Below are 19,489 nucleotides of genomic sequence, written 5' to 3'. Positions count from 1 at the left end.
CTCCCTCTGGGAGAGACTGAGAGAGGGTATTATGCAAGAATTTGCTTACACCACGGAATTACAACCTCTTTGGTTAATGGTGCTAAAAGTGTCTGATCATCATTCAAGTTAATCCATTTCATCTCCGCAATTTCGGCATCAATTTTAGGTACTTGATCTAAATCAACTTGGTAAACATAACTCACCAATTGATGATTCGCCTCATTGGCTGCCCGTGTTTCAAAACGACCAATAAATTGTTGAATTTTAGCTTGAACACCAATTTCCTCATGGATTTCACGAAGCATGGTCTGTTCTGGCAATTCATTCTCTTCAAGTTTGCCACCCACTTGCATAAAAAACTGAGTATTTTTCTTTCTCACCAATAACAATTGATTTTGTTCATTCAAAATCACTGCGGCAGCAACGGTAATCACATTCATATTTTATTAAAAAAAATTAAAACACAACATATTGTGCCATTAATAAAATAAAAAACAATATATTGTGTTCAAAGCAAGTATCAATATCAGGTTCAGATGATTTAGCCAAACCTCTTATCTACTTGATCTAACTTGACCAATTCTTCACGATCTTTGACACCCCATTTCGGCTCAGGTGCTTGATAATGTTCAAACTTATTTAAAATTTCTTCAATAGATGCATAATGGATCAGTTGATCGGTAAAACGTGCTTTCGAGAAGCCTTTATCCGTGGTGAGTTGAATAAATTTAAGCAAATCATCATAAAAACCATCGATATTTAAAAATGCACACGGCTTCAAGTGAATTCCCAATTGTGCCCAAGTCCATTGTTCAAAAATCTCTTCAATCGTCCCTGCACCGCCAGGTAAAGCGATGAATCCATCAGACAATTCTGACATTTTAGTTTTGCGTTCATGCATATTTTTGACAATATACAGTTCCGTTAAGTCAGGATGTGCCAACTCACGATCGACTAAACCCTGTGGAATCACACCTAAAACTTGACCACCTGCGGCCAATGCACTATCTGCAATAATACCCATTAGGCCAGAACGGCCACCACCATAAACCAAGGTTTTACCTTGTTTGGCGATAGTTTCACCAGTCAGTTGAGCAATATCGGCAAAGATTGGATCTGAACCTAAAGAAGAACCACAAAAAATAGCAATAGAATTCATAAATTTAACCTAATTTTAATTTTGTCATGCTAAAGTTACACATAACCAATCAAGATTTTTTTTGCAAAAGAACAATGTAATCAGTGTTTTTCCTGAAATCCTTGTCTAAAATACACACATCGATTGAACACTACGGCGCAAGGGAGAAAAGACACTATGCTTGAAGCCTTTTACGCCACTGAGCGCGGTAGCTTAGAAGATGCAACCATTAATGGCGGATTTGACCTACATCCAGAGTTGGTGTGGATCGATCTCATTGCACCTTCACAAGAAGAACAAGAGTGGGTATTGGATGCTTATGAGCAAAATTTACCAACACTTAAGTCTTTGGAAGACATTTCCTCATCTGCACGATTTTACCGTGATGATGATGGTATTTTACATATCAGTACGTATTTTTTAACGAAAAATAAAAACTATCAAGTTGAAGGTGATTCTGACGATTCATCAAATATGCTAGCAACGGTACAAACCGTTGCATTCATTTTGCATAAAGAACGCTTATTTACCCTGCGTGGTGAGAAGCTTGTCGCTTTCCGTGCTTTTCGCGCACGTGCTCGACGTAATGACTATGATATTGAATATAAAGATCCGACGTGGATTCTTTTAGGTTTACTTGAAGCAAAACTGGATGAGCTTGCGGATATCTTGGAAGATATCCACAAGGACTTGGAATTATACTCAACAGAAGTGCTGAACGTTCGCCATCGCGAAATGATTCTTGACCTAGATGACATGATTACACGCTTAGCTCAAAAAGAAGATGTCTTGGGAAAAGCACAATTGTGTTTAATTGATTTACGTCGTGTTTTAACGTTTCTATCACGTCCACGTGCTTTAGGAAGTCATATCTACGATGCAGATATTCGAGAGCTCAGTGAAGATGTACGTTCACTTGTAGAACACGACGCGTTCTTATTCCAAAAAGTTCGATTCTTACTGGATACGACATCTGGATTTATTAATACCGAACAGAACGATACGATTCGTCGATTCTCGATTTTACCAAGTATGCTCGCTCCTCCGATGTTGATTGCTAGTATTTATGGAATGAACACTGAAGTATTACCTTTTGCACATGGTACAACCAGTTTTTATATCGTGATTACGATACTCATTTCATTCTTTGTCGGCCCTTTGGTTTACTTTAGATGGAAAAAATGGATTTGAGCGGACTTTAAAGTACTGCTGCAAAGCACAAGAAATACACCTTATTTGACAAATGTATCTTTAAAACCAATAAAAAAGCACCTCATGGTGCTTTTTTATTTAACGACTAGACAAGACAATGATTTATATAATTTTTAAATCATCTTGCAAATGACAAGCTTGAATGATCTTCATCATTTTTTCAGGAACTGCTTTAAATTGTAAACCTTGTGTACTTGGAGTTTGGCGCAACCATTGCACCAATACCGACAAAGCCAAGGTACTACCATGTTCAAGCTGAGACAAATTCACGATGATTGGAAAATTCTTTTCACTTTGAATAACTTTCAAACCATTTAAATAATAGTTTTCAGCATTCTCATAAGCAATCTTACCACTCACATGTAATTCCTGATTTCTAAATTCAATCATTCACTCATCCCTATCTTGACCTTTGCTATACATCTTACTTTTTATTCACCGCTGCATCTGCATCTGGTTTAAAAGTTGCAATTGCTTTGTCAATATTGCCACCATTACGTTGTACGTTAGCAGCAAACTGATTACGGAACTGTAGACCTAAATCAATACCTGCTACATTCAGATTACGTACTTTCCATTGACTGCCAGCATCTGACAATTGGAAAGATACAGGAATCTTTTCACCTTTGTTATTAAAGTCCACTGTAACAACAGGGAATTTACTATTTGTCTCTTTGTAAGGGCGCATTGAATAACTTTGGTTCGAATATTTAGCAAATGCAGAACCATAATTTTCAATCAAAGTATTACGGAAATTTTGTTCAAATTGCGCACGTTGTGCAGGTGTGCTGCTATTTGCATAAGTTCCCATAACGATACGTGTAAATGCTTGTCCATCAACATATGGATCAAGATTTTGACGTATTATCATTTTTACAGTGGCTGGATTTTGTAATTTACCCTGATCAGCTTTTAAACGGCTAATTAAACCATCTGCAACACGCTTAACAAATGCAGGTGGCGCCTCTGCTGGTGCCGCTTGAGCCGCAGTTACAACCATTGTTGCCAACACACTTGCAGCAAAAGTTTGTTTAAAAAGCATATTCATTTAAATCACTCCTCTCATGCTTATTCGACAAATGATGTCTGAGCATCAGTTGTTTCGGTCGTTGCAGGTTCATCTTGAGCTTTTGATGCATCAGTCGATGATTTTCCTGCACCACCAGTAATAAATTTGGAAATTAGATCTTCAAGATCCATTGTACCTTGAGTATTAGATATACTCTCACCACGTTTGATGTAGTTAATTCCACCACCTGGTACAATTTTTAAATATTTCTCGCCTAAAAGACCATTTGTAGCAACCATTATGTAAGCATCTTCATCAATATTGGTGATGGATTTCATGTTACCCAACAGTTGCTGTTCCATTTCTTTTTGTTTCTCAGGTGTTGCCGCTTGATAATCAGCACTGTAGCGCAAATCACCCAAGGTATTTTCTTTGACTTTTTTAAGCTGTTCTGCATTAAAAGAAGTTAAAGAACCATCTAAATCAAATTTAACCGTTGCTTGGCGGGTTACAGGGTCAAGTGTAATCGTTTCAACTTGCCCAATTTTTACTCCGCTCATGGTCACTTTAGCACGTGGCTTCAAACCATTTACATTGTCAAAAGTTGCAGACATTTCATAACTGTCTTTAAGATTCGTACCAACCAATCCACTCACTTTCATTGCCAAAAAGAATACGGCAATACCAAAAATGATGACAAAAATACCGACGGCCAGCTCACTTGTACGTGATTTCATTAAACACCTCCGAACATGACCGCAGTCAACACGAAATCAAAACCTAAAACACATAACGATGAATACACAACAGTACGTGTCGTAGATGTTGCGATACCTTCAGATGTCGGTTCACAGGCATAGCCTTGATACACCGCAATCCAAGTACAAATTAAAGCAAAAACTAAGCTTTTAATCACAGTTCCATTCAGTACATCTTTCATAAATTCTGTACTGCTCAGGATACCGCTCCAATAAGAACCTTCGTCAGCACCGAGAAAATCGACACCAACCATTTTACCACCCATGATACCAATGGCAGCGAAAATCACGGATAGCATTGGCAAACTCACGATCCCAGCCCACAAACGTGGTGAAACCACACGTTTTAATGGATCAACACCGATCATTTCCATACTGGAAAGTTGCTCAGTGGCTTTCATCAAACCAATTTCAGCGGTGAGTGCTGAACCTGCCCGTCCAGCAAAAAGTAAAGCTGCAACCACAGGAGCAAGTTCACGCAATAACGTTAAAGCAACAGCAGCACCTAACATTGCTTCACTGCCAAACGTGACTAAAATGTTATACATCTGTAGTCCGAGTACTGCGCCAATAAATAAACCAGACACAGCAATGATCAGTAGTGACAACACACCAACGCGATACATTTGATATGTAAATAGTTTCACACCTAAAATTGTAGGCATTGAACATAAAATACGTAGCAACATTGCCGTTGCAACGCCAATTCCCTGAACACGTTCTAGAACGCGTCTACCGAGTAAGGCAATAGCATTCATGAACCAACCTCATTACTTAAATAGGCTTGATGACTAAATTGATAATCCACAGGTCCATCTATCGAACCCGTTAAAAACTGTTGAACAAATGGGGATGCATGGTTTCTCAATTGCTCAGGCGTACCTTCACCCTGAACCTTACCTTCAGCAACAACATAAATGTAATCTGCGATTGAGAGTGTTTCATCAACATCATGCGATACAATAATAGTCGTCAAATCTAAAGCTTCACGTAATGAACGGATCAATCGTGACAAAACACCCATTACAATTGGATCTTGTCCAGCAAAAGGCTCATCATACATAATCAAATCAGGATCTAAGGCAATCGCTCTGGCCAATGCAACACGTCGATTCATACCACCAGAAAGCTCTGCTGGCATCAACTTTTCAGCACCACGCAACCCAACAGATTCCAGCTTTAAAGCCACCAGTTCTGCAATTAAATTTTCAGGGAGTTTAGTGTGCGCACGAATCGGGAATGCTACATTTTCATAAACAGACATATCTGTAAATAATGCACCACTTTGAAATAACATCCCCATACGAGCACGTGCCGCAAATAGCTCACTGCGTGACATTGAGGCTATATTTTTGCCATCAAGCATCACCTGACCAGCATCTGGAGTGAGTTGACCACCAATCAATCGTAGCAAGGTTGTTTTACCTGTTCCAGATGGCCCCATAATTGCGGTAATCTGTCCACGACGAATTTGTAAATTCACATTATCATAAATAATGCGTTCACCTCTGTTAAAGCTTAAATTTTTAACGTCAATTAAAGCTTCTGTTTCGGCATGATTTTGCTTATTCATAGCTGAACATTTTCCTGCATTTATCAGCCCACATACTATACTCTTAAATACTTATATTTATGTAATTAAAAGATAATGAAATAGATGAAATTCATTGTTTAAATACCAATACGTTTGCTTTAATAATTTTACTTTTATAATTTTTTAGTTTAGTTAATAAATATATTTAACCTGAAATTAAACCATAGATCAGATAGCCGATATTCGAGACAACTAATATCGAAAAGATATAAGGCATAACCACGCTAAGCGTTAGGTTTTCCTGAGTTGAATTCATATTTTTATAGATCATAATTCTCTATTTAATTTAAAAATTTGACGAAGAACACACTTTATTCTAACAAATATTTTTTAACTTGCAATAAAAAACCAGTCCGGAGACTGGTTTTTTTACTTAACTTTATTTAATTAATCGTTAAATTTACGACGTGGGCGGTCAGAGTTAAACTCGCGCTTTGGACGATCTTCACCACCGAACTCACGTTTCGGACGGTCTTCACCACCAAAAGTACGCTTAGGACGATCTTCGCCACCAAAAGTACGCTTAGGACGGTCTTCACCACCAAAAGTACGTTTTGGGCGATCATCACCAAACGAACGTTGTGGACGATCACCGAAACCACCTTCACGGCGTGGTGCTGGACGATCACCAAAATCACGTTTTGGACGATCACCGAAGCTACCTTCACGGCGTGGTTTATAGTCTACGCTGTTACCACGGTTGTCATCATTCGAGTTAAAACGAGGTTTATCGTTGAAACCGCCTTCACGACGTGGACGATCAGAATTGAATTCACGCTTTGGACGATCATCAAACGAACGTTGTGGACGATCACCGAAGCCGCCTTCACGACGTGGCGCTGGACGATCACCAAAATCACGCTTAGGACGATCATCAAAAGAACGTTGTGGACGGTCGCCATAACCACCTTCACGGCGTGGTGCTGGACGATCACCAAAATCACGTTTTGGACGATCATCACCATAAGATGGACGATCACCACGAGGCTTGTCATCATAGCTACGACGTGGACGATCATCACCGCCTTCACGACGTTTGAAGTTTGATTCACCTTCAAAACGACGACCACCACCAAAACCGCCACGACCGCCATCACGACCACGACCGCCGCCACCGTTACTACGGCCACGACCGCCACCATCACGACTACCACGAGCAGGAGGTGGAGATGGCTCTAAACCTTCAATCTCAGATACGCTTAAACGTGCATCTAAATAATCTTCTAAAGCACGGATCTTACCGCGTTCACGGTAAGTTGCTAAAGTGATTGCTTTACCAGTACGACCTGCACGACCAGTACGACCAATACGGTGTACATAGTCTTCATTCTTCATTGGAAGACCGAAGTTAATTACGTGAGAAATCGTTGGTACGTCTAGACCACGTGCTGCTACGTCTGTAGCAACAAGGATTTTTGCACGACCTTCACGAATACTGCGTAAACGACGGTTACGTACAGTTTGTGGCATAGCACCATGAAGCGCTACAACTGAAAGACCTGCTTCTGCAAGCTCTTCAGCAAGCATATCTGTGTCTTCTTGAGTTGAAGCAAATACAACAGCCTGATCTACGTCTTCTTCACTTAACCAATGTGTAAGCAATTTTTTCTTATGCTCAAAACCATCAGTCCAATGTAAAGTTTGGGTAATGTCAGTATTTGTAGAATGACCTGTTTCAATTGCAATACGTTGTGGATCATTCATCATGCGTTCAGCAAGATTAATAATACGTGGTGCAAATGTTGCAGAGAACATTAATGTTTGTTTACGGTTTAATGCTAAATCACTGATTGCTTCTAAGTCTTCAGAGAAACCTAGATCAAGCATACGGTCAGCTTCATCGACAATTAAAGAATCAACTAAATCAAGTTTGATTTGGCGACGGTTTACAAGATCAAGTAAACGACCTGGAGTCGCAACAACAACTTGTGCACCTTTTAATTGTTGGATTTGCTTACCAAAAGGCATACCACCCATGATTGCAGCAACACGAACACCTTTCATGTGACGTACAAGTGCGATCGCATCTTGACATACTTGCTGTGCAAGTTCACGAGTAGGAGAGATTACAAGGATATTCGGTTGAGTTACTGCTTTCATACGGTCTTTAAATGACAAAGTATCTTGTCCAGCTAAAGCGTTTAACGTAGGAAGTAAAAATGCAGCAGTTTTACCAGAACCAGTTTGGCTAGATACAAGAAGGTCTTTACCTTCCATAGCCGCTGGAATAGATTGTTCTTGAACGGGAGTAGGCGTAGTAAAGCCAAGTGATTCAAGTGCTTTCTGTAGTGATTCGTCTAAAGAAAATTCAGCAAAAGTTTTGCTCATAGAGATATTCACCCTAATGTGGGTGCTCCATTAATATATGGTCTGATGGACATCGGCAAAAAGCGGCACAGCAATAATCGCTGAAAATATAGAATCAGCGGCGATCCGAGAACGACGATGCGTATAACGCACATTTGATTACAGCCGCAACCTGAAGGAATCGCTTAAGCGATTGGGTGGGGCGCGAAATAATGTCCTCTCTTTGGACCGGACGCGCATACACAATATAGAAGAGAAATGTTCAGGTAATGAACGAAATTTAGTGCGTGGGCGGAGTATAGCAGAATTTTTAATAATGTCACTAAGTTTTAGTGTTTTATATAAATATTTTCAAAAATCCATCCGAGTTAAAAAGTTATCTTGTTAAAATTCAATATCTTGATTGTAAAAATAAATCAAATTATTTTACTAATGAATAAAGTAAGGTATTTATAAATAAAAAGATATGACCGAGATTAAAATGAATAAACAGCAATTACTTGCAGAAATACATCGATTAAAATTACCTAAAAATGAATATCTTATTGTCGGTGGTGGCTCATTAACCGTGCGAGACATTCGAGAGACTTCTGATATCGATATTGTTGTTACAACGCAATTGTTTGAAATACTTAAACAAAGAGATTGGTCTTTTAAAATACGTCCCAATGGAAAGCCCAAGTTATACAATGATTTTATAGAGATTTATTAGGATGTTAACACTGAAAATTTCAAAAGAAGTACTTCATGGCTAATTCAGCATGCCGATATTTTTGATCAAGTACGATTTATAGATCTGAAATCCTTAATTGGGTTTAAACAAAGTTATGGCCGTGAAAAAGATATTCGTGATATTCAACTCATAAAAACATATCTTACAATGCAGAAATAAAACACCATAAAAAAGCCCCCATAAATATGAAGGCTTTTTAAAACTGGATCTACAAAATTATAAATTACTTCGCAGCTTCACCCCAAGCAGGAACAACAGCTTGCATCAATGGTTTTAACATTTTCATAGAGCAAGCAATCACTTGACCATTTTCCATAGAGTCAGTCCCACCACGTGCATCAACCACAGTACCGCCAGCCTCTTTCACAATTAACTCGCCTGCTGCGATATCCCAAGGTTTTAAACCAAGTTCAAAATAAGCATCAAAACGACCTGCTGCAACATACGCTAAATCCAATGCTGCTGAACCTGAACGACGGTATTGCGCGCCTGCTTCAGTGACATTCAACAATGATTCAAAATGATTTTTTGCATAAGAAATGATTTCACCATTACGTTTAGCACGGTAAGCATGACCTACACCCATAAACGTATTTTCAAGGCTGTCTTTAACATTTACACGAATACGGCGTTGATTCAACATTGCGCCACGACCGCGACTTGCAGAGAATAACTCATCTTTCACAGGGTCATAAATAACGCCGTGTTGAGTTACACCTTTATGTTGAACAGCAATAGAGACACAGAAATGAGGGAAACCATTGATAAAGTTTAAAGTACCATCAAGCGGATCGATCACCCAACACCAATCGGCGTCGTGACCTTTACCTTCTTGCAGTCCAAACTCTTCACCAAGGAAGCTGTGATTTTTATAACTTTTACGAAGCGTATCAATAGTTAACTGCTCGATGTAACGATCTACACGAGTCACAGGACCATCAATACCTTTTTCTTCGACTTGCAGATCGAGTTTATGACGATTTTGATGCGCTTTTAAAAGCTCTTGACCAACTAATTGAGCCGCACGCGCAGCCATCACCACCATAGGTTCCATTGAACACCCACTACAAATTTGAAGAAACTGATAAAGAATAATGCATAAAAGCCCCAATATTTTAGCAAATATCGGGGCTTTTAGGGAAATTTTGTTTCTAAAATTTTACAACTTTAATTTTTACATGGGTTTATACATGCTGTACGAGCTTAAACCATGCTTGTTCAATTGAGTTTTGAATACCTTTCGTATCTAAACCACAGCCCTGAAGCATTTCAGCATGGCTTGCTTGTGCAAGAAACTCATCAGGTAAACCAAGGTTTAAAATCGGTTTCACAATTTGAGCTTGTGCAAGGAATTCATTCACAGCACTCCCCGCACCCGCCATTACAGCATGTTCTTCAACGGTAACAAATAGACTGGTTCGATCTGCTAGATCTCGGATGATTTGCTCATCGAGTGGTTTTACAAAACGCATATTCACCACTCGAATCGCAATATCGAGTTGTGATGCAAGTTGTTTCGCGGCATCCAATGCAGGTTGAACTCGACTACCGAATGCTAAAATTGTAATACTTTCATCATGTTCAGTATTCAGTTCTAACAATAATTCTGCTTTACCAATTTCAAGTTCAGTCAGTTGTTGAATTTCTACACCTAAACCATTGCCACGTGGGTAACGTACAGCTGTTGGCCCTTTATGCAAATAAGCCGTGTGCAACATTTGACGGCATTCATTTTCGTCTTTAGGCGCCATGATCACCATATTCGGTACAGTTCGCATAAATGCATAATCATATGCACCTGCATGCGTTGGCCCATCTTCGCCCACTAAACCTGCACGATCGATACCAAAAGTTACATCTAAATTTTGCAAAGCAACATCGTGAATTAACTGATCATAACCACGCTGTAAGAATGTTGAATAAATCGCAACAACAGGTTTTAAGCCTTCACATGCCATACCTGCCGCTAAAGTCACTGCATGCTGTTCTGCAATAGCAACATCAAAGTAGCGCTCAGGGTATTGTTTTGCAAATTGTACCATTCCAGAACCTTCACACATGGCTGGAGTAATGGCTAACAACCTATTATCAAGTGCGGCTTCATCACATAGCCATTGTCCAAATACATCTGAATATTTCGGCGCAGTATTTTTTGTAGGTATGGTATTTAATTTGCTAATCGCATGATATTTAATTTGATCCACTTCAGCAGGTGCAAAACCTTTACCTTTTACGGTATAGATATGAATCAGGCGTGGCCCTTTACGCTTTTTAAGTGCATTGAATACTTGTGCAAGTTGTTCAACATCATGTCCGTCAAACGGGCCAAAATAATCAAAACCAATGGCTTTAAATAAATTATCTGCTGCATCGGTTGCAGATTGATGCAAACGCGATGTGTAGTTCCACTCAGGATGATCTTGAATAAAAGCTTGACCTTGTTCATCAATATTAACGAACTGCCCTTGCTCCCAAATCGAAGCCAAATGTTTAGCAAAACCACCTGTACTGCATGAAATAGACATGTCATTGTCATTTAAGACAACCATCAAATCGGCATTATGTGCGACTGCATCATTCATCGCTTCAAAAGCCATACCCGCGGTCATTGCACCATCACCCACAATTGCCACAACATCGCATGGGTTTTGTTGATAACGACGTGCTAAAGCCATACCCAAACCTGCTGAAATTGCAGTAGATGAGTGCCCAACGCCAAAGGTATCAAATTCAGATTCTTCACGTGCAGGAAAAGCAGCCAAACCATTTTTTGAACGAATCGTGGTTAATTGCTCGCGGCGACCGGTTAAGGCTTTATGCGGATAAGCTTGATGCCCCACATCCCAGACCAAGCGATCATCTGGTGTATTAAAACAATAATGTAATGCAACAGTAAGTTCGATAACGCCAAGGTTTGCCCCAAAATGCCCGCCACTTTGTCCAGCAGCATACAAAATAAATTGACGCAATTCGTCTGCGACTTGTGCCAATTGGCTTTGCTCGAGTTGACGTAATTGTTGGGGATGATTGATCGTATCCAACAATGGCGTAACAGGACGTTGACTAGGTATTTCGGTATACAACATATGTGGCAAAGCCTTCTAAAGCCTGGCAAATCTAAGCTAGGTACACGGGTTAGCATGATCGTGAAATCGAATCATATCACATTCAATCAGCCACATTTATAACGATGCGTCACTGAACGATATTCAATGCTGCATGTGTGCTCGTAACTTAGATTATCCTGAATAATCTATCTATATATCAACTATTATCGTTCGCTTTATACAAAAAAGAAATTTTTAAAGCAAACTTATCCTTAAAAACTTGCTTTACAATTCTACCAATGCCCGATCATTACGCTATACTTTAATCAATTTCTAAACAAATAATGGAAGATTCTGTGTCAATAGCGTTTGTTGCCACTTCAAATTTACCTACGGCTTATGGTGAATTTAAAATTTCTGTATTTCAGGATCCTCAAACAGGCGAAGAGCATATAGCTCTTTCTAAAGGTTTGGAAACTGCTCCCACTGAACCTGTATTGGTTCGTATTCATTCAGAGTGCTTAACAGGCGATGCCTTTGGTTCTTTAAAATGTGATTGTGGTCCACAATTACACAACACGATGAAAATGATGAATGAAGCAGGTCAAGGCGTGATTTTATATTTACGTCAAGAAGGACGTGGTATTGGTTTGACCAATAAAATCCGTGCTTATGCCTTACAAGATCAAGGACATGATACGGTGGATGCCAATTTATTATTAAACCTACCTGCCGATGCGCGTACTTATGATATGTGTACCATCATGCTCGATCAGTTACAGGTTAAACAAGTCAAGCTTATCACTAATAATCCATTAAAATTAAAGGCTTTAACTGATTTAGGTATTGACGTTGTTGATCGTGTTCCTTTGACCGTTGGTTTGAATAAATTCAATGAAGATTATTTAAAAACCAAGCATGATCGTATGTCACATATGTATGAAAAAGATGATTTTTGAGAATAAAAAGACCTATACAGTTTTAAAATAAATGATCTGAAAATATTAAATCCTCCCCAACCCTCCTTTTCCAAAGGAGGGCGTTTTAATTCAATTAATTGAATTCACTACAGTCAAAAATAGAATCAGACCGTCATCGAGAAAATCTGCGTTTCAGGCTTTCTACGCTTTAATCGCAAATCAAAGGCCATACAAATATTACGAACAAAAGGCTTCCCCTGTTCGGTAATCACAATACGATCCTTTTCGATCTGCAATAAACCATCCTGTTGCATCTCAACCAACCGTTGAATCACATCAATACGCTCAGGAAAATCCATACTTGGTTCTTTCCAAGATGTTTCAAAAGTACACATCAAATTTAAAATATGCTCACGGATTTTTAAATCTTCAGTATCTAAAACATGCCCTTTAAATACAGGAATTTCATTATTCTCAAGGCGAGCATAATAATCATCTAAAACCTTTTCATTTTGCGCAAAGCTATACCAGCTATCACTAATCGAAGACACACCGAGCCCAATCATCACTTGGGTTTTAGACGAGGTATAGCCCATAAAATTACGATGTAAAGTACCCGCTTTAAAGGACTGATACATCCCATCACGGTCTAAAGCAAAATGATCCATGCCAATTTCATGATAACCATGCGCTAAAAGTTTGTTTTTACCTTCTTCATATAAGGCACGCTTCACGTCATCTTTTGGAACATCGTGATCTTTAAAACCACGTTGACCATTACCCTTAATCCAAGGCACATGTGCATAGCTATAAAAAGCCAAACGATCAGGCAATAAACTGTTGGTTAAATCAATGGTTTTTAACACGTCTTCTAAGCTTTGAAATGGCAACCCAAAAACCAAATCATGAGAAATGGATTCATAACCAATTTCTCTCGCCCACTTGGTCACATTCTCTACATTTTCAAAAGGTTGAATTCGATGAATCGCTTTCTGTACATTCTCATTATAATCCTGCACACCATAACTGACACGACGAAAACCAAGCTCATACAAGGCTTGTAAATGTGCTTTGGTGGTATTATTCGGATGTCCTTCAAAGCTGAACTCATGGCCTTCTGCAATGGTTGCTTTGGCCAAAATACCTTGAATCAGCTGTTGCAAATGCTCAACCGAAAAAAATGTCGGTGTGCCACCACCCAAATGAATTTCTTTAATTTGGGGAATATCACCCAATAATTGACAATATAATTCCCATTCTTTTAATACCGCCTGAATATAAGGTTGTTCAACTTCATGGCGTTTAGTGACTTTTTTATGGCAACCACAAAAAGTACATAAGCTTTCACAAAAAGGTAAATGGATATATAAGCTAATGCCTTCTGCTGTATTCGACTCATCGAATGAACGTTTTAAGCTTTGCTTCCACTGCTGCACAGAAAATGAAGCTTCATCCCAATAAGGAACTGTTGGATAACTGGTATAACGAGGGCCAGCAACATTATATTTTTGTATGAGAGAACAACTCATATTCATAAATTAAAGCTCAACTAACATCAGTTTTTTTCAGCAGAAATCAAACCATTGAATCTGTATTTGGCCTATTGTGCTGAGCTTATCGTTTGAATTCAACCTAGTGAAATGATCGGAATTCCAACAGTATTGTCAAAATTTAGAATGGATTTTCAATTTGTTGTCGTGAACACCACCACTTTTAAGCAATGTACTTAATTTTTTGATCAATTTATGTTTTGATGTATATAGTCTTCCCTTTCCCCTTTAAGGATTGTCATGCAGAACCCGACTTCAGCAGATATTCAACGAGTTCGCGAATTTCTTGTCGATTTACAAGCACGTATCTGTTCAGCCTTAGAACAACAAGAAAAATTAGGCGGTGGTACTGCAACTTTTGAAATCGATGACTGGCAACGTCCTGAAGGTGGTGGCGGTCGTTCACGTGTCTTACAAAATGGTACGGTGATCGAAAAAGGTGGTGTGATGTTTTCTCACATTAATATTTCTAAATTACCTGCCTCAGCGACTGAACGTCATCCCAATATTGCAGGAGCGAAAGCACAAGCAATGGGCGTTTCTTTAGTGATTCATCCACGTAATCCCAATGTGCCAACCTCACATGCTAACGTTCGTTTATTTGTCGCTGAACCTGAAGGGCAAAATCCGATCTGGTGGTTTGGCGGTGGTTTTGACCTTACACCTTTTTATCCCAACGATGAAGATGTCTTAGCATGGCATCAAACAGCTTCTGACCTTTGCGCACCCTTTGGTGAAGATGTTTATGCAAAACATAAACAATGGTGTGATGATTATTTCTATTTAAAACATCGTGATGAACAACGTGGTGTAGGCGGTTTATTTTTTGATGACCTGAATCAATGGGACTTTGAAAAATGTTTTGAATACATGCAGGCTGTAGCAAATGGTTATTTACAGGCCATTACACCAATCTTTCAACGAAATCAGGATCGACCTTATACAGAAGCTCAACGAGACTTCCAGTTGTACCGCCGTGGTCGCTATGTTGAATACAATTTAGTTTATGACCGTGGCACTTTATTTGGCTTGCAAACAGGCGGTCGTATTGAATCGATTCTCGTGAGCATGCCACCTCTTGCTGCATGGTCATATCGCCCTGAATGGGATGAAAATAGCCCTGAAAAACGTTTGGTTGATTATTATCTCAAACCTAGAAATTGGCTTGCTGAACTTTCCTAAGTCAAAAGTATGCTATTTATTGGGAATGATCAGATTTTCGTTCGATTCAAGCTTAATTTTACCTCAAAGCTAAGCTTTTAATAAGCTTAGCTTTTTTATGTTCCATTATTTTTAGAAAGATTTACTCACAATTAATAATGAGAATAAATCACAATAACGACGCTTTTTAATTTTGTTTTAGCTTAAATTTGTTTACTATACAAAACTTAAAATTTGCTTAATTTTTTACTTAGTTTCTATTTTGTTTTAGCTTCTATCTTATAAATTATTGAATTGATTTCCCACCTTCAACTCGAGGCTCAGTAATGAGAAATTTACTAGAAAATCATAAAGTCACGCTGTCACTCAGTGTCCTTTTTCTATTAGTATGTTCAATTACTGTGACCATCATGTCCAATGACAACCTTTCTGACAGTATTTCGATTACTTCAAGTGTTTTACTTTCTATTGGAATTTTAGTGATTTTTGCAATGATTTTTCTAGACTTTATTAAATCAGTTTGTAATCCATAAAGCTTCCAAAATATTGATTCATTTTAAATTTAAAAAATAAAACCAATTAAACCCCGATCACTATTATTAGAATGATTTTGTTAAGATATTTTTGTCACTCCCTTTATTTTCACGTATATTGTTGCCAATTTATTGATCAATACATGGACATGTGGCATGAGCAAACAATTTGCGGTCATTGGTAACCCAATTGAGCATTCTCGTTCACCTGAATTACACCATGCATTTGCAGACAAAACAGGTCTTGATCTGAATTACGTCAAACGTCTTGCGCCTTTAGATGGCTTTGAAAGCAGTGTAAAAGAATTTTTTGAGCAAAATGGTGTTGGGATGAATGTCACTGTTCCTTTTAAAGAACAAGCTTTTGTCTTATGCCAACAACTCACAGAACGTGCCAAAATAGCCAAAGCAGTCAATACGCTATGGATGGAAGATGGTGTACTACATGGCGATAACACCGATGGGCAAGGTTTGGTCGATGCGATTAAAGCCTTAGATTGGAATTTAGAAAATAGTAAAATTCTAATTATTGGTGCAGGTGGTGCAACACGAGGTGTTATTTACCCTTTAGTCAAAGCAGGTGCAGAAAAAATTGTCATTGCCAATCGTACATTAGCGCGCGCAGAACAATTGGTGAATGATTTAAAAGCAGCTGTTCCCGATACTGAATTATCTGCATGTGGTTTAGATGAATTAGACGGACAGTTTGATATTGTCATTAATGCAACATCTGCGAGTTTAAGTGGAGAGGCCTTAAGCCTTCCTGAGAATTTAAAATTTAACTATGCCTATGAAATGGCATACGGTAAACCATCAAATTTCCTCGATCAAGCCAAAGCACGTGGTGTACCAACCTCTGAAGGGTTTGGCATGTTAGTCGGACAAGCAATTGAAGCTTTTTATATTTGGAATGGTGTACGTCCAGATTTAAAAGATTTTATCTAAAGCAAATTTTAAACTAGATAACAAAAAAGAACCTCATTTGAGGTTCTTGATTTTGCATATGGATTATTTCAACTGTGCATCAGTTAAAACCTGATATGTCTTTTTAAACAAATCATAATCAATAAATTCAACAGAATCTTCATTTAGACTCGCAACCAATTGATCATTAAAACTGTTTTTCTTCAGCGCAGTATAAGATTTAGCTAAAACATTTACAGTCTTTAAGAATTCAGCACGTTGCTCTTTTTCAACCTTATTCTCAGCTTCAAATTGCTGCGTATAATATTGAGCAAAAACAGCCTCTGCGGTCTTATATTTCTTCTGTAACTTCTGAATGTCTAAAACATTTTGTTTTGATTTCATGACATCAGCCACAATACTATTCACACTATTTCCAAGTACATTATCATATTGATGATCATCCTCTAAATGATGTTTTTTCTGTAAGGCTTCAATGTGTTTTAAAGCATCACCTTTCGGGTTATATACGGCTTCATCTGAATAAGAATACGCATAGATTGCCGCAATCTCTTGCAAATCTTGAGCTGAATATTGTTTCACTAAGTCAGGATTTTTAGCCGTCAATTTAGCAATAAATACTGCTTTGTACGTTTTCTCATATGACCCAGTTTGAATAAAAACCTGTGTGGCTATTTTCTCTAACCGATCATCTAAATGTAAATAACCTTGTTGTGATGAGCTCGGTAAACTTTTCGTAAAACCTCCCACCGCTGTCCCGATGAGGCTGCCATTAAAGATTTCTTTAAAAGATTTCGCTTCATTTAATACTTGACGATCTATTTTCGTCGCATTTCCATAATTAAGGAATTGCATATCAAACTTCACATTTAACTTCCGATTCAGCTTTCCGAAATCCATTCCCATATCATAATCTACTTTAACTGCTCGACCTTTTTCATCCAGCGCAAGGTCAACAATCATCGGATTTCTTTGATTTTTCGGTGGCAAGCTTGCATCTACATCACTTTGATATTGTGTCCATAACTGTTTGAACTCATTGGCATCGACAAAATGATCTTTCTTACTTAAAGCCACAAATTTTGCCGCAAGCTCTGCATCTTTTTTATCGGTCTTTGCATCTAAAATAGAGTTCTGTTCTTGCTTGCTGTTAAATACCTCAATTCCATACTTGAAATCGCAATACTCTACATCACCAAAACGTGTATTAGCTTTTGTTTTGACCAAATCTTGACATTGCTGTTCAGTCAATATTTTTTCCGCAGCGTCTGACTCATCATCCACATCAGCATCATCATACTTGCTGTCTGTCGTTGCGCTTTCTTCATCTGCATATTCATCCGCTTCCGTCGAATCTGCAATGACTTCATCTTTTTCATATTCTTCATCTTGTGCATATTTTTCATCTTGGGCAGCACTACTATGGACAGTTTTGTTTACTGCATCATAAAGCTTATACATTGCATCGGCAGCTTCTTGTGCGCTATTTACATTCGTCTCTTCAACGGCGCTTCCATTTAAATTCTTCTTGGTACTTGTTTCATATTCTTCAGAAATTTTTTCTAATGTTGTAGGGTTCAATCCCAACACTGAATTTACAAAATATTCACGATTGATCGAAGAGTACAAATTTGCCTGTAAAAATAGCTCTTCCAATGACGTATTTAAGCGAATTTTCTCAACAATTCCTGCTTGTTGTTCAGCAGAAGTAAGCTTAAGTGTTTCAATCTGATCGGTTGGTGACAAAACGTAAGATATTGCACCAGACTGTTTCAAAAATTCGACAAAAGCCTTTGTATCAACTCTAGAAATCTCATTCTTAAATTTTGAGAAATTATAGTATGCATATTTATTCTGATCTTCTGGACTCGCTAAATAAGGTATGAGGGAGAAAATTTGTGTATAAAATTTATACTCATTGAAATCAATAACAGTTGGAATACGCATTTCAACAGATAAATTCGGCTTTTTATATTTGGTTTCTATATTAAATGATGCCACTTTTTGGCGATAATTCACCGTTCCATCATAGTGAATTTGAAGATCATTTAAAATACTTTGTACAACATCTGCACCTTTACCAACAAAATCATTGAAATCACGAGAATTTTGCTGAGCAAGTGTCTGATATAATTCTTTTTTCTGAGTTGTAGTCAACTGAATTTTTTGTTGTTTTAAATATTGTTCCAACTTTTTTTCAACGGTTGGATCAAGTTGAGGGACAACACCGTCTTTCGAACTGTTTTGAGCTTGATTCGTTTTGTTGAGCTGAACTCGAACTTGCCCACGATAATCAAAACTTGGATATTCATATAAAGCATTCAGCCCGTGTACAGCACGTTGAGCAACATCCTGATTTGTATTATTTTTCACTACATGAGTAGAACATGCAGATAAACTCAGACCCAAAAGACATAAACTTAATTTTGATAATTGCATAAGATACTTTTCACCTATAATATTTATAATGACAATATAAAATAAATATAAAATATTTAAAAACCAAACGCGCTAAGTTATCAAAAAATAAACAAACTTACCTGTATCTTTTCTTACAAATTAGCCTTTCTGACAGTTTTTTTAGAATGTCTTATCAATGCATTCTCAGTTTGATTATGAAT

The 19,489-nt window shown here is 38.0% G+C and carries 18 protein-coding genes; 6 read left to right on the top strand and 12 right to left on the bottom strand.

What is annotated here, in order from left to right; genetic code table 11:
- Positions 1 to 29: 29 nt before the first annotated feature.
- Complete coding sequence (locus CDA10_RS09490) at positions 30 to 422, bottom strand: NUDIX hydrolase (RefSeq protein ID WP_089605377.1); 393 nt, start codon at positions 420 to 422, stop codon at positions 30 to 32.
- Positions 423 to 523: 101 nt separating this feature from the next.
- Positions 524 to 1,141, bottom strand: a complete 618-nt coding sequence (locus tag CDA10_RS09485) for an LOG family protein (protein ID WP_089605376.1) — start codon at positions 1,139 to 1,141, stop codon at positions 524 to 526.
- A gap of 156 nt (positions 1,142 to 1,297) precedes the next feature.
- Here CDA10_RS09485 and CDA10_RS09480 point away from each other — a divergent pair, with 156 nt between their 5' ends.
- Positions 1,298 to 2,311 carry a CorA family divalent cation transporter gene (locus CDA10_RS09480; RefSeq protein ID WP_010111874.1) on the top strand — a complete coding sequence of 338 codons (1,014 nt, stop codon included), beginning with the start codon at positions 1,298 to 1,300 and terminating at the stop codon, positions 2,309 to 2,311.
- 123 nt (positions 2,312 to 2,434) lie between these two features.
- Here CDA10_RS09480 and CDA10_RS09475 read toward each other — a convergent pair whose 3' ends face one another.
- The 6 genes from CDA10_RS09475 to CDA10_RS09450 form a co-directional block, all read right to left on the bottom strand.
- Positions 2,435 to 2,722: an STAS domain-containing protein gene (locus CDA10_RS09475; RefSeq protein WP_089605375.1), complete on the bottom strand. Its 288-nt coding sequence runs from the start codon at positions 2,720 to 2,722 to the stop codon at positions 2,435 to 2,437.
- Between the two features lie 34 nt (positions 2,723 to 2,756).
- A complete protein-coding gene (locus CDA10_RS09470) occupies positions 2,757 to 3,380 on the bottom strand; it encodes an MlaC/ttg2D family ABC transporter substrate-binding protein (RefSeq protein ID WP_089605374.1) in 624 nt (207 codons plus the stop codon).
- 20 nt (positions 3,381 to 3,400) lie between these two features.
- Positions 3,401 to 4,078, bottom strand: coding sequence for an outer membrane lipid asymmetry maintenance protein MlaD (mlaD, locus tag CDA10_RS09465; protein ID WP_089605373.1), 678 nt, complete (start codon positions 4,076 to 4,078; stop codon positions 3,401 to 3,403).
- A complete protein-coding gene (gene mlaE, locus CDA10_RS09460) occupies positions 4,078 to 4,857 on the bottom strand; it encodes a lipid asymmetry maintenance ABC transporter permease subunit MlaE (protein ID WP_089605372.1) in 780 nt (259 codons plus the stop codon). The genes mlaD and mlaE overlap by 1 nt, the downstream gene beginning before the upstream one ends.
- On the bottom strand, positions 4,854 to 5,672 hold the full coding sequence (locus CDA10_RS09455; RefSeq protein ID WP_089605371.1) for an ABC transporter ATP-binding protein: 819 nt from the start codon (positions 5,670 to 5,672) through the stop codon (positions 4,854 to 4,856). The genes mlaE and CDA10_RS09455 overlap by 4 nt, the downstream gene beginning before the upstream one ends.
- Positions 5,673 to 6,080: 408 nt before the next feature.
- Positions 6,081 to 8,021: a DEAD/DEAH box helicase gene (locus tag CDA10_RS09450; protein ID WP_089605370.1), complete on the bottom strand. Its 1,941-nt coding sequence runs from the start codon at positions 8,019 to 8,021 to the stop codon at positions 6,081 to 6,083.
- Between the two features lie 460 nt (positions 8,022 to 8,481).
- On the opposite strand from CDA10_RS09450, the gene CDA10_RS09445 reads away from it, so the two are divergent.
- Positions 8,482 to 8,712: a hypothetical protein gene (locus tag CDA10_RS09445; RefSeq protein WP_157909351.1), complete on the top strand. Its 231-nt coding sequence runs from the start codon at positions 8,482 to 8,484 to the stop codon at positions 8,710 to 8,712.
- A 244-nt stretch (positions 8,713 to 8,956) separates the two neighbouring features.
- Here CDA10_RS09445 and CDA10_RS09440 read toward each other — a convergent pair whose 3' ends face one another.
- Both CDA10_RS09440 and dxs read right to left on the bottom strand, forming a co-directional pair.
- Positions 8,957 to 9,787, bottom strand: a complete 831-nt coding sequence (locus CDA10_RS09440; protein WP_089605368.1) for an inositol monophosphatase family protein — start codon at positions 9,785 to 9,787, stop codon at positions 8,957 to 8,959.
- A gap of 130 nt (positions 9,788 to 9,917) precedes the next feature.
- Positions 9,918 to 11,819 carry a 1-deoxy-D-xylulose-5-phosphate synthase gene (gene dxs, locus CDA10_RS09435; RefSeq protein ID WP_089605367.1) on the bottom strand — a complete coding sequence of 634 codons (1,902 nt, stop codon included), beginning with the start codon at positions 11,817 to 11,819 and terminating at the stop codon, positions 9,918 to 9,920.
- Positions 11,820 to 12,136: 317 nt separating this feature from the next.
- Here dxs and ribA point away from each other — a divergent pair, with 317 nt between their 5' ends.
- A complete protein-coding gene (ribA, locus tag CDA10_RS09430; RefSeq protein ID WP_089605430.1) occupies positions 12,137 to 12,739 on the top strand; it encodes a GTP cyclohydrolase II in 603 nt (200 codons plus the stop codon).
- A gap of 125 nt (positions 12,740 to 12,864) precedes the next feature.
- Here the strand turns inward: ribA and hemN are convergent, their stop codons facing one another.
- Positions 12,865 to 14,229, bottom strand: coding sequence for an oxygen-independent coproporphyrinogen III oxidase (gene hemN / locus CDA10_RS09425; RefSeq protein WP_089605429.1), 1,365 nt, complete (start codon positions 14,227 to 14,229; stop codon positions 12,865 to 12,867).
- A gap of 261 nt (positions 14,230 to 14,490) precedes the next feature.
- Between hemN and hemF the strand changes: the two genes are divergently transcribed.
- The 3 genes from hemF to aroE all read left to right on the top strand — a co-directional run bounded on the left by hemF (position 14,491) and on the right by aroE (position 16,889).
- The gene (gene hemF / locus CDA10_RS09420) at positions 14,491 to 15,432 is read left to right on the top strand and encodes an oxygen-dependent coproporphyrinogen oxidase (protein ID WP_089605366.1); all 942 of its coding nucleotides are present in this window, start codon (positions 14,491 to 14,493) and stop codon (positions 15,430 to 15,432) included.
- Between the two features lie 305 nt (positions 15,433 to 15,737).
- Positions 15,738 to 15,944, top strand: a complete 207-nt coding sequence (locus tag CDA10_RS09415) for a hypothetical protein (RefSeq protein WP_089605365.1) — start codon at positions 15,738 to 15,740, stop codon at positions 15,942 to 15,944.
- A gap of 156 nt (positions 15,945 to 16,100) precedes the next feature.
- Positions 16,101 to 16,889 (top strand): shikimate dehydrogenase, encoded by a 789-nt coding sequence (gene aroE, locus CDA10_RS09410; RefSeq protein WP_089605364.1) that lies wholly within the window; start codon positions 16,101 to 16,103, stop codon positions 16,887 to 16,889.
- Positions 16,890 to 16,952: 63 nt separating this feature from the next.
- Here the strand turns inward: aroE and CDA10_RS09405 are convergent, their stop codons facing one another.
- Positions 16,953 to 19,307, bottom strand: a complete 2,355-nt coding sequence (locus tag CDA10_RS09405) for a hypothetical protein (protein ID WP_089605363.1) — start codon at positions 19,305 to 19,307, stop codon at positions 16,953 to 16,955.
- Between the last annotated feature and the right edge of the window lie 182 nt (positions 19,308 to 19,489).

The sequence above is a fragment of the Acinetobacter piscicola genome (genome assembly GCF_002233755.1).
Taxonomy (GTDB): Bacteria; Pseudomonadota; Gammaproteobacteria; order Pseudomonadales; family Moraxellaceae; genus Acinetobacter; species Acinetobacter piscicola.
This window is presented reverse-complemented; position numbering and strand designations above follow the sequence as displayed.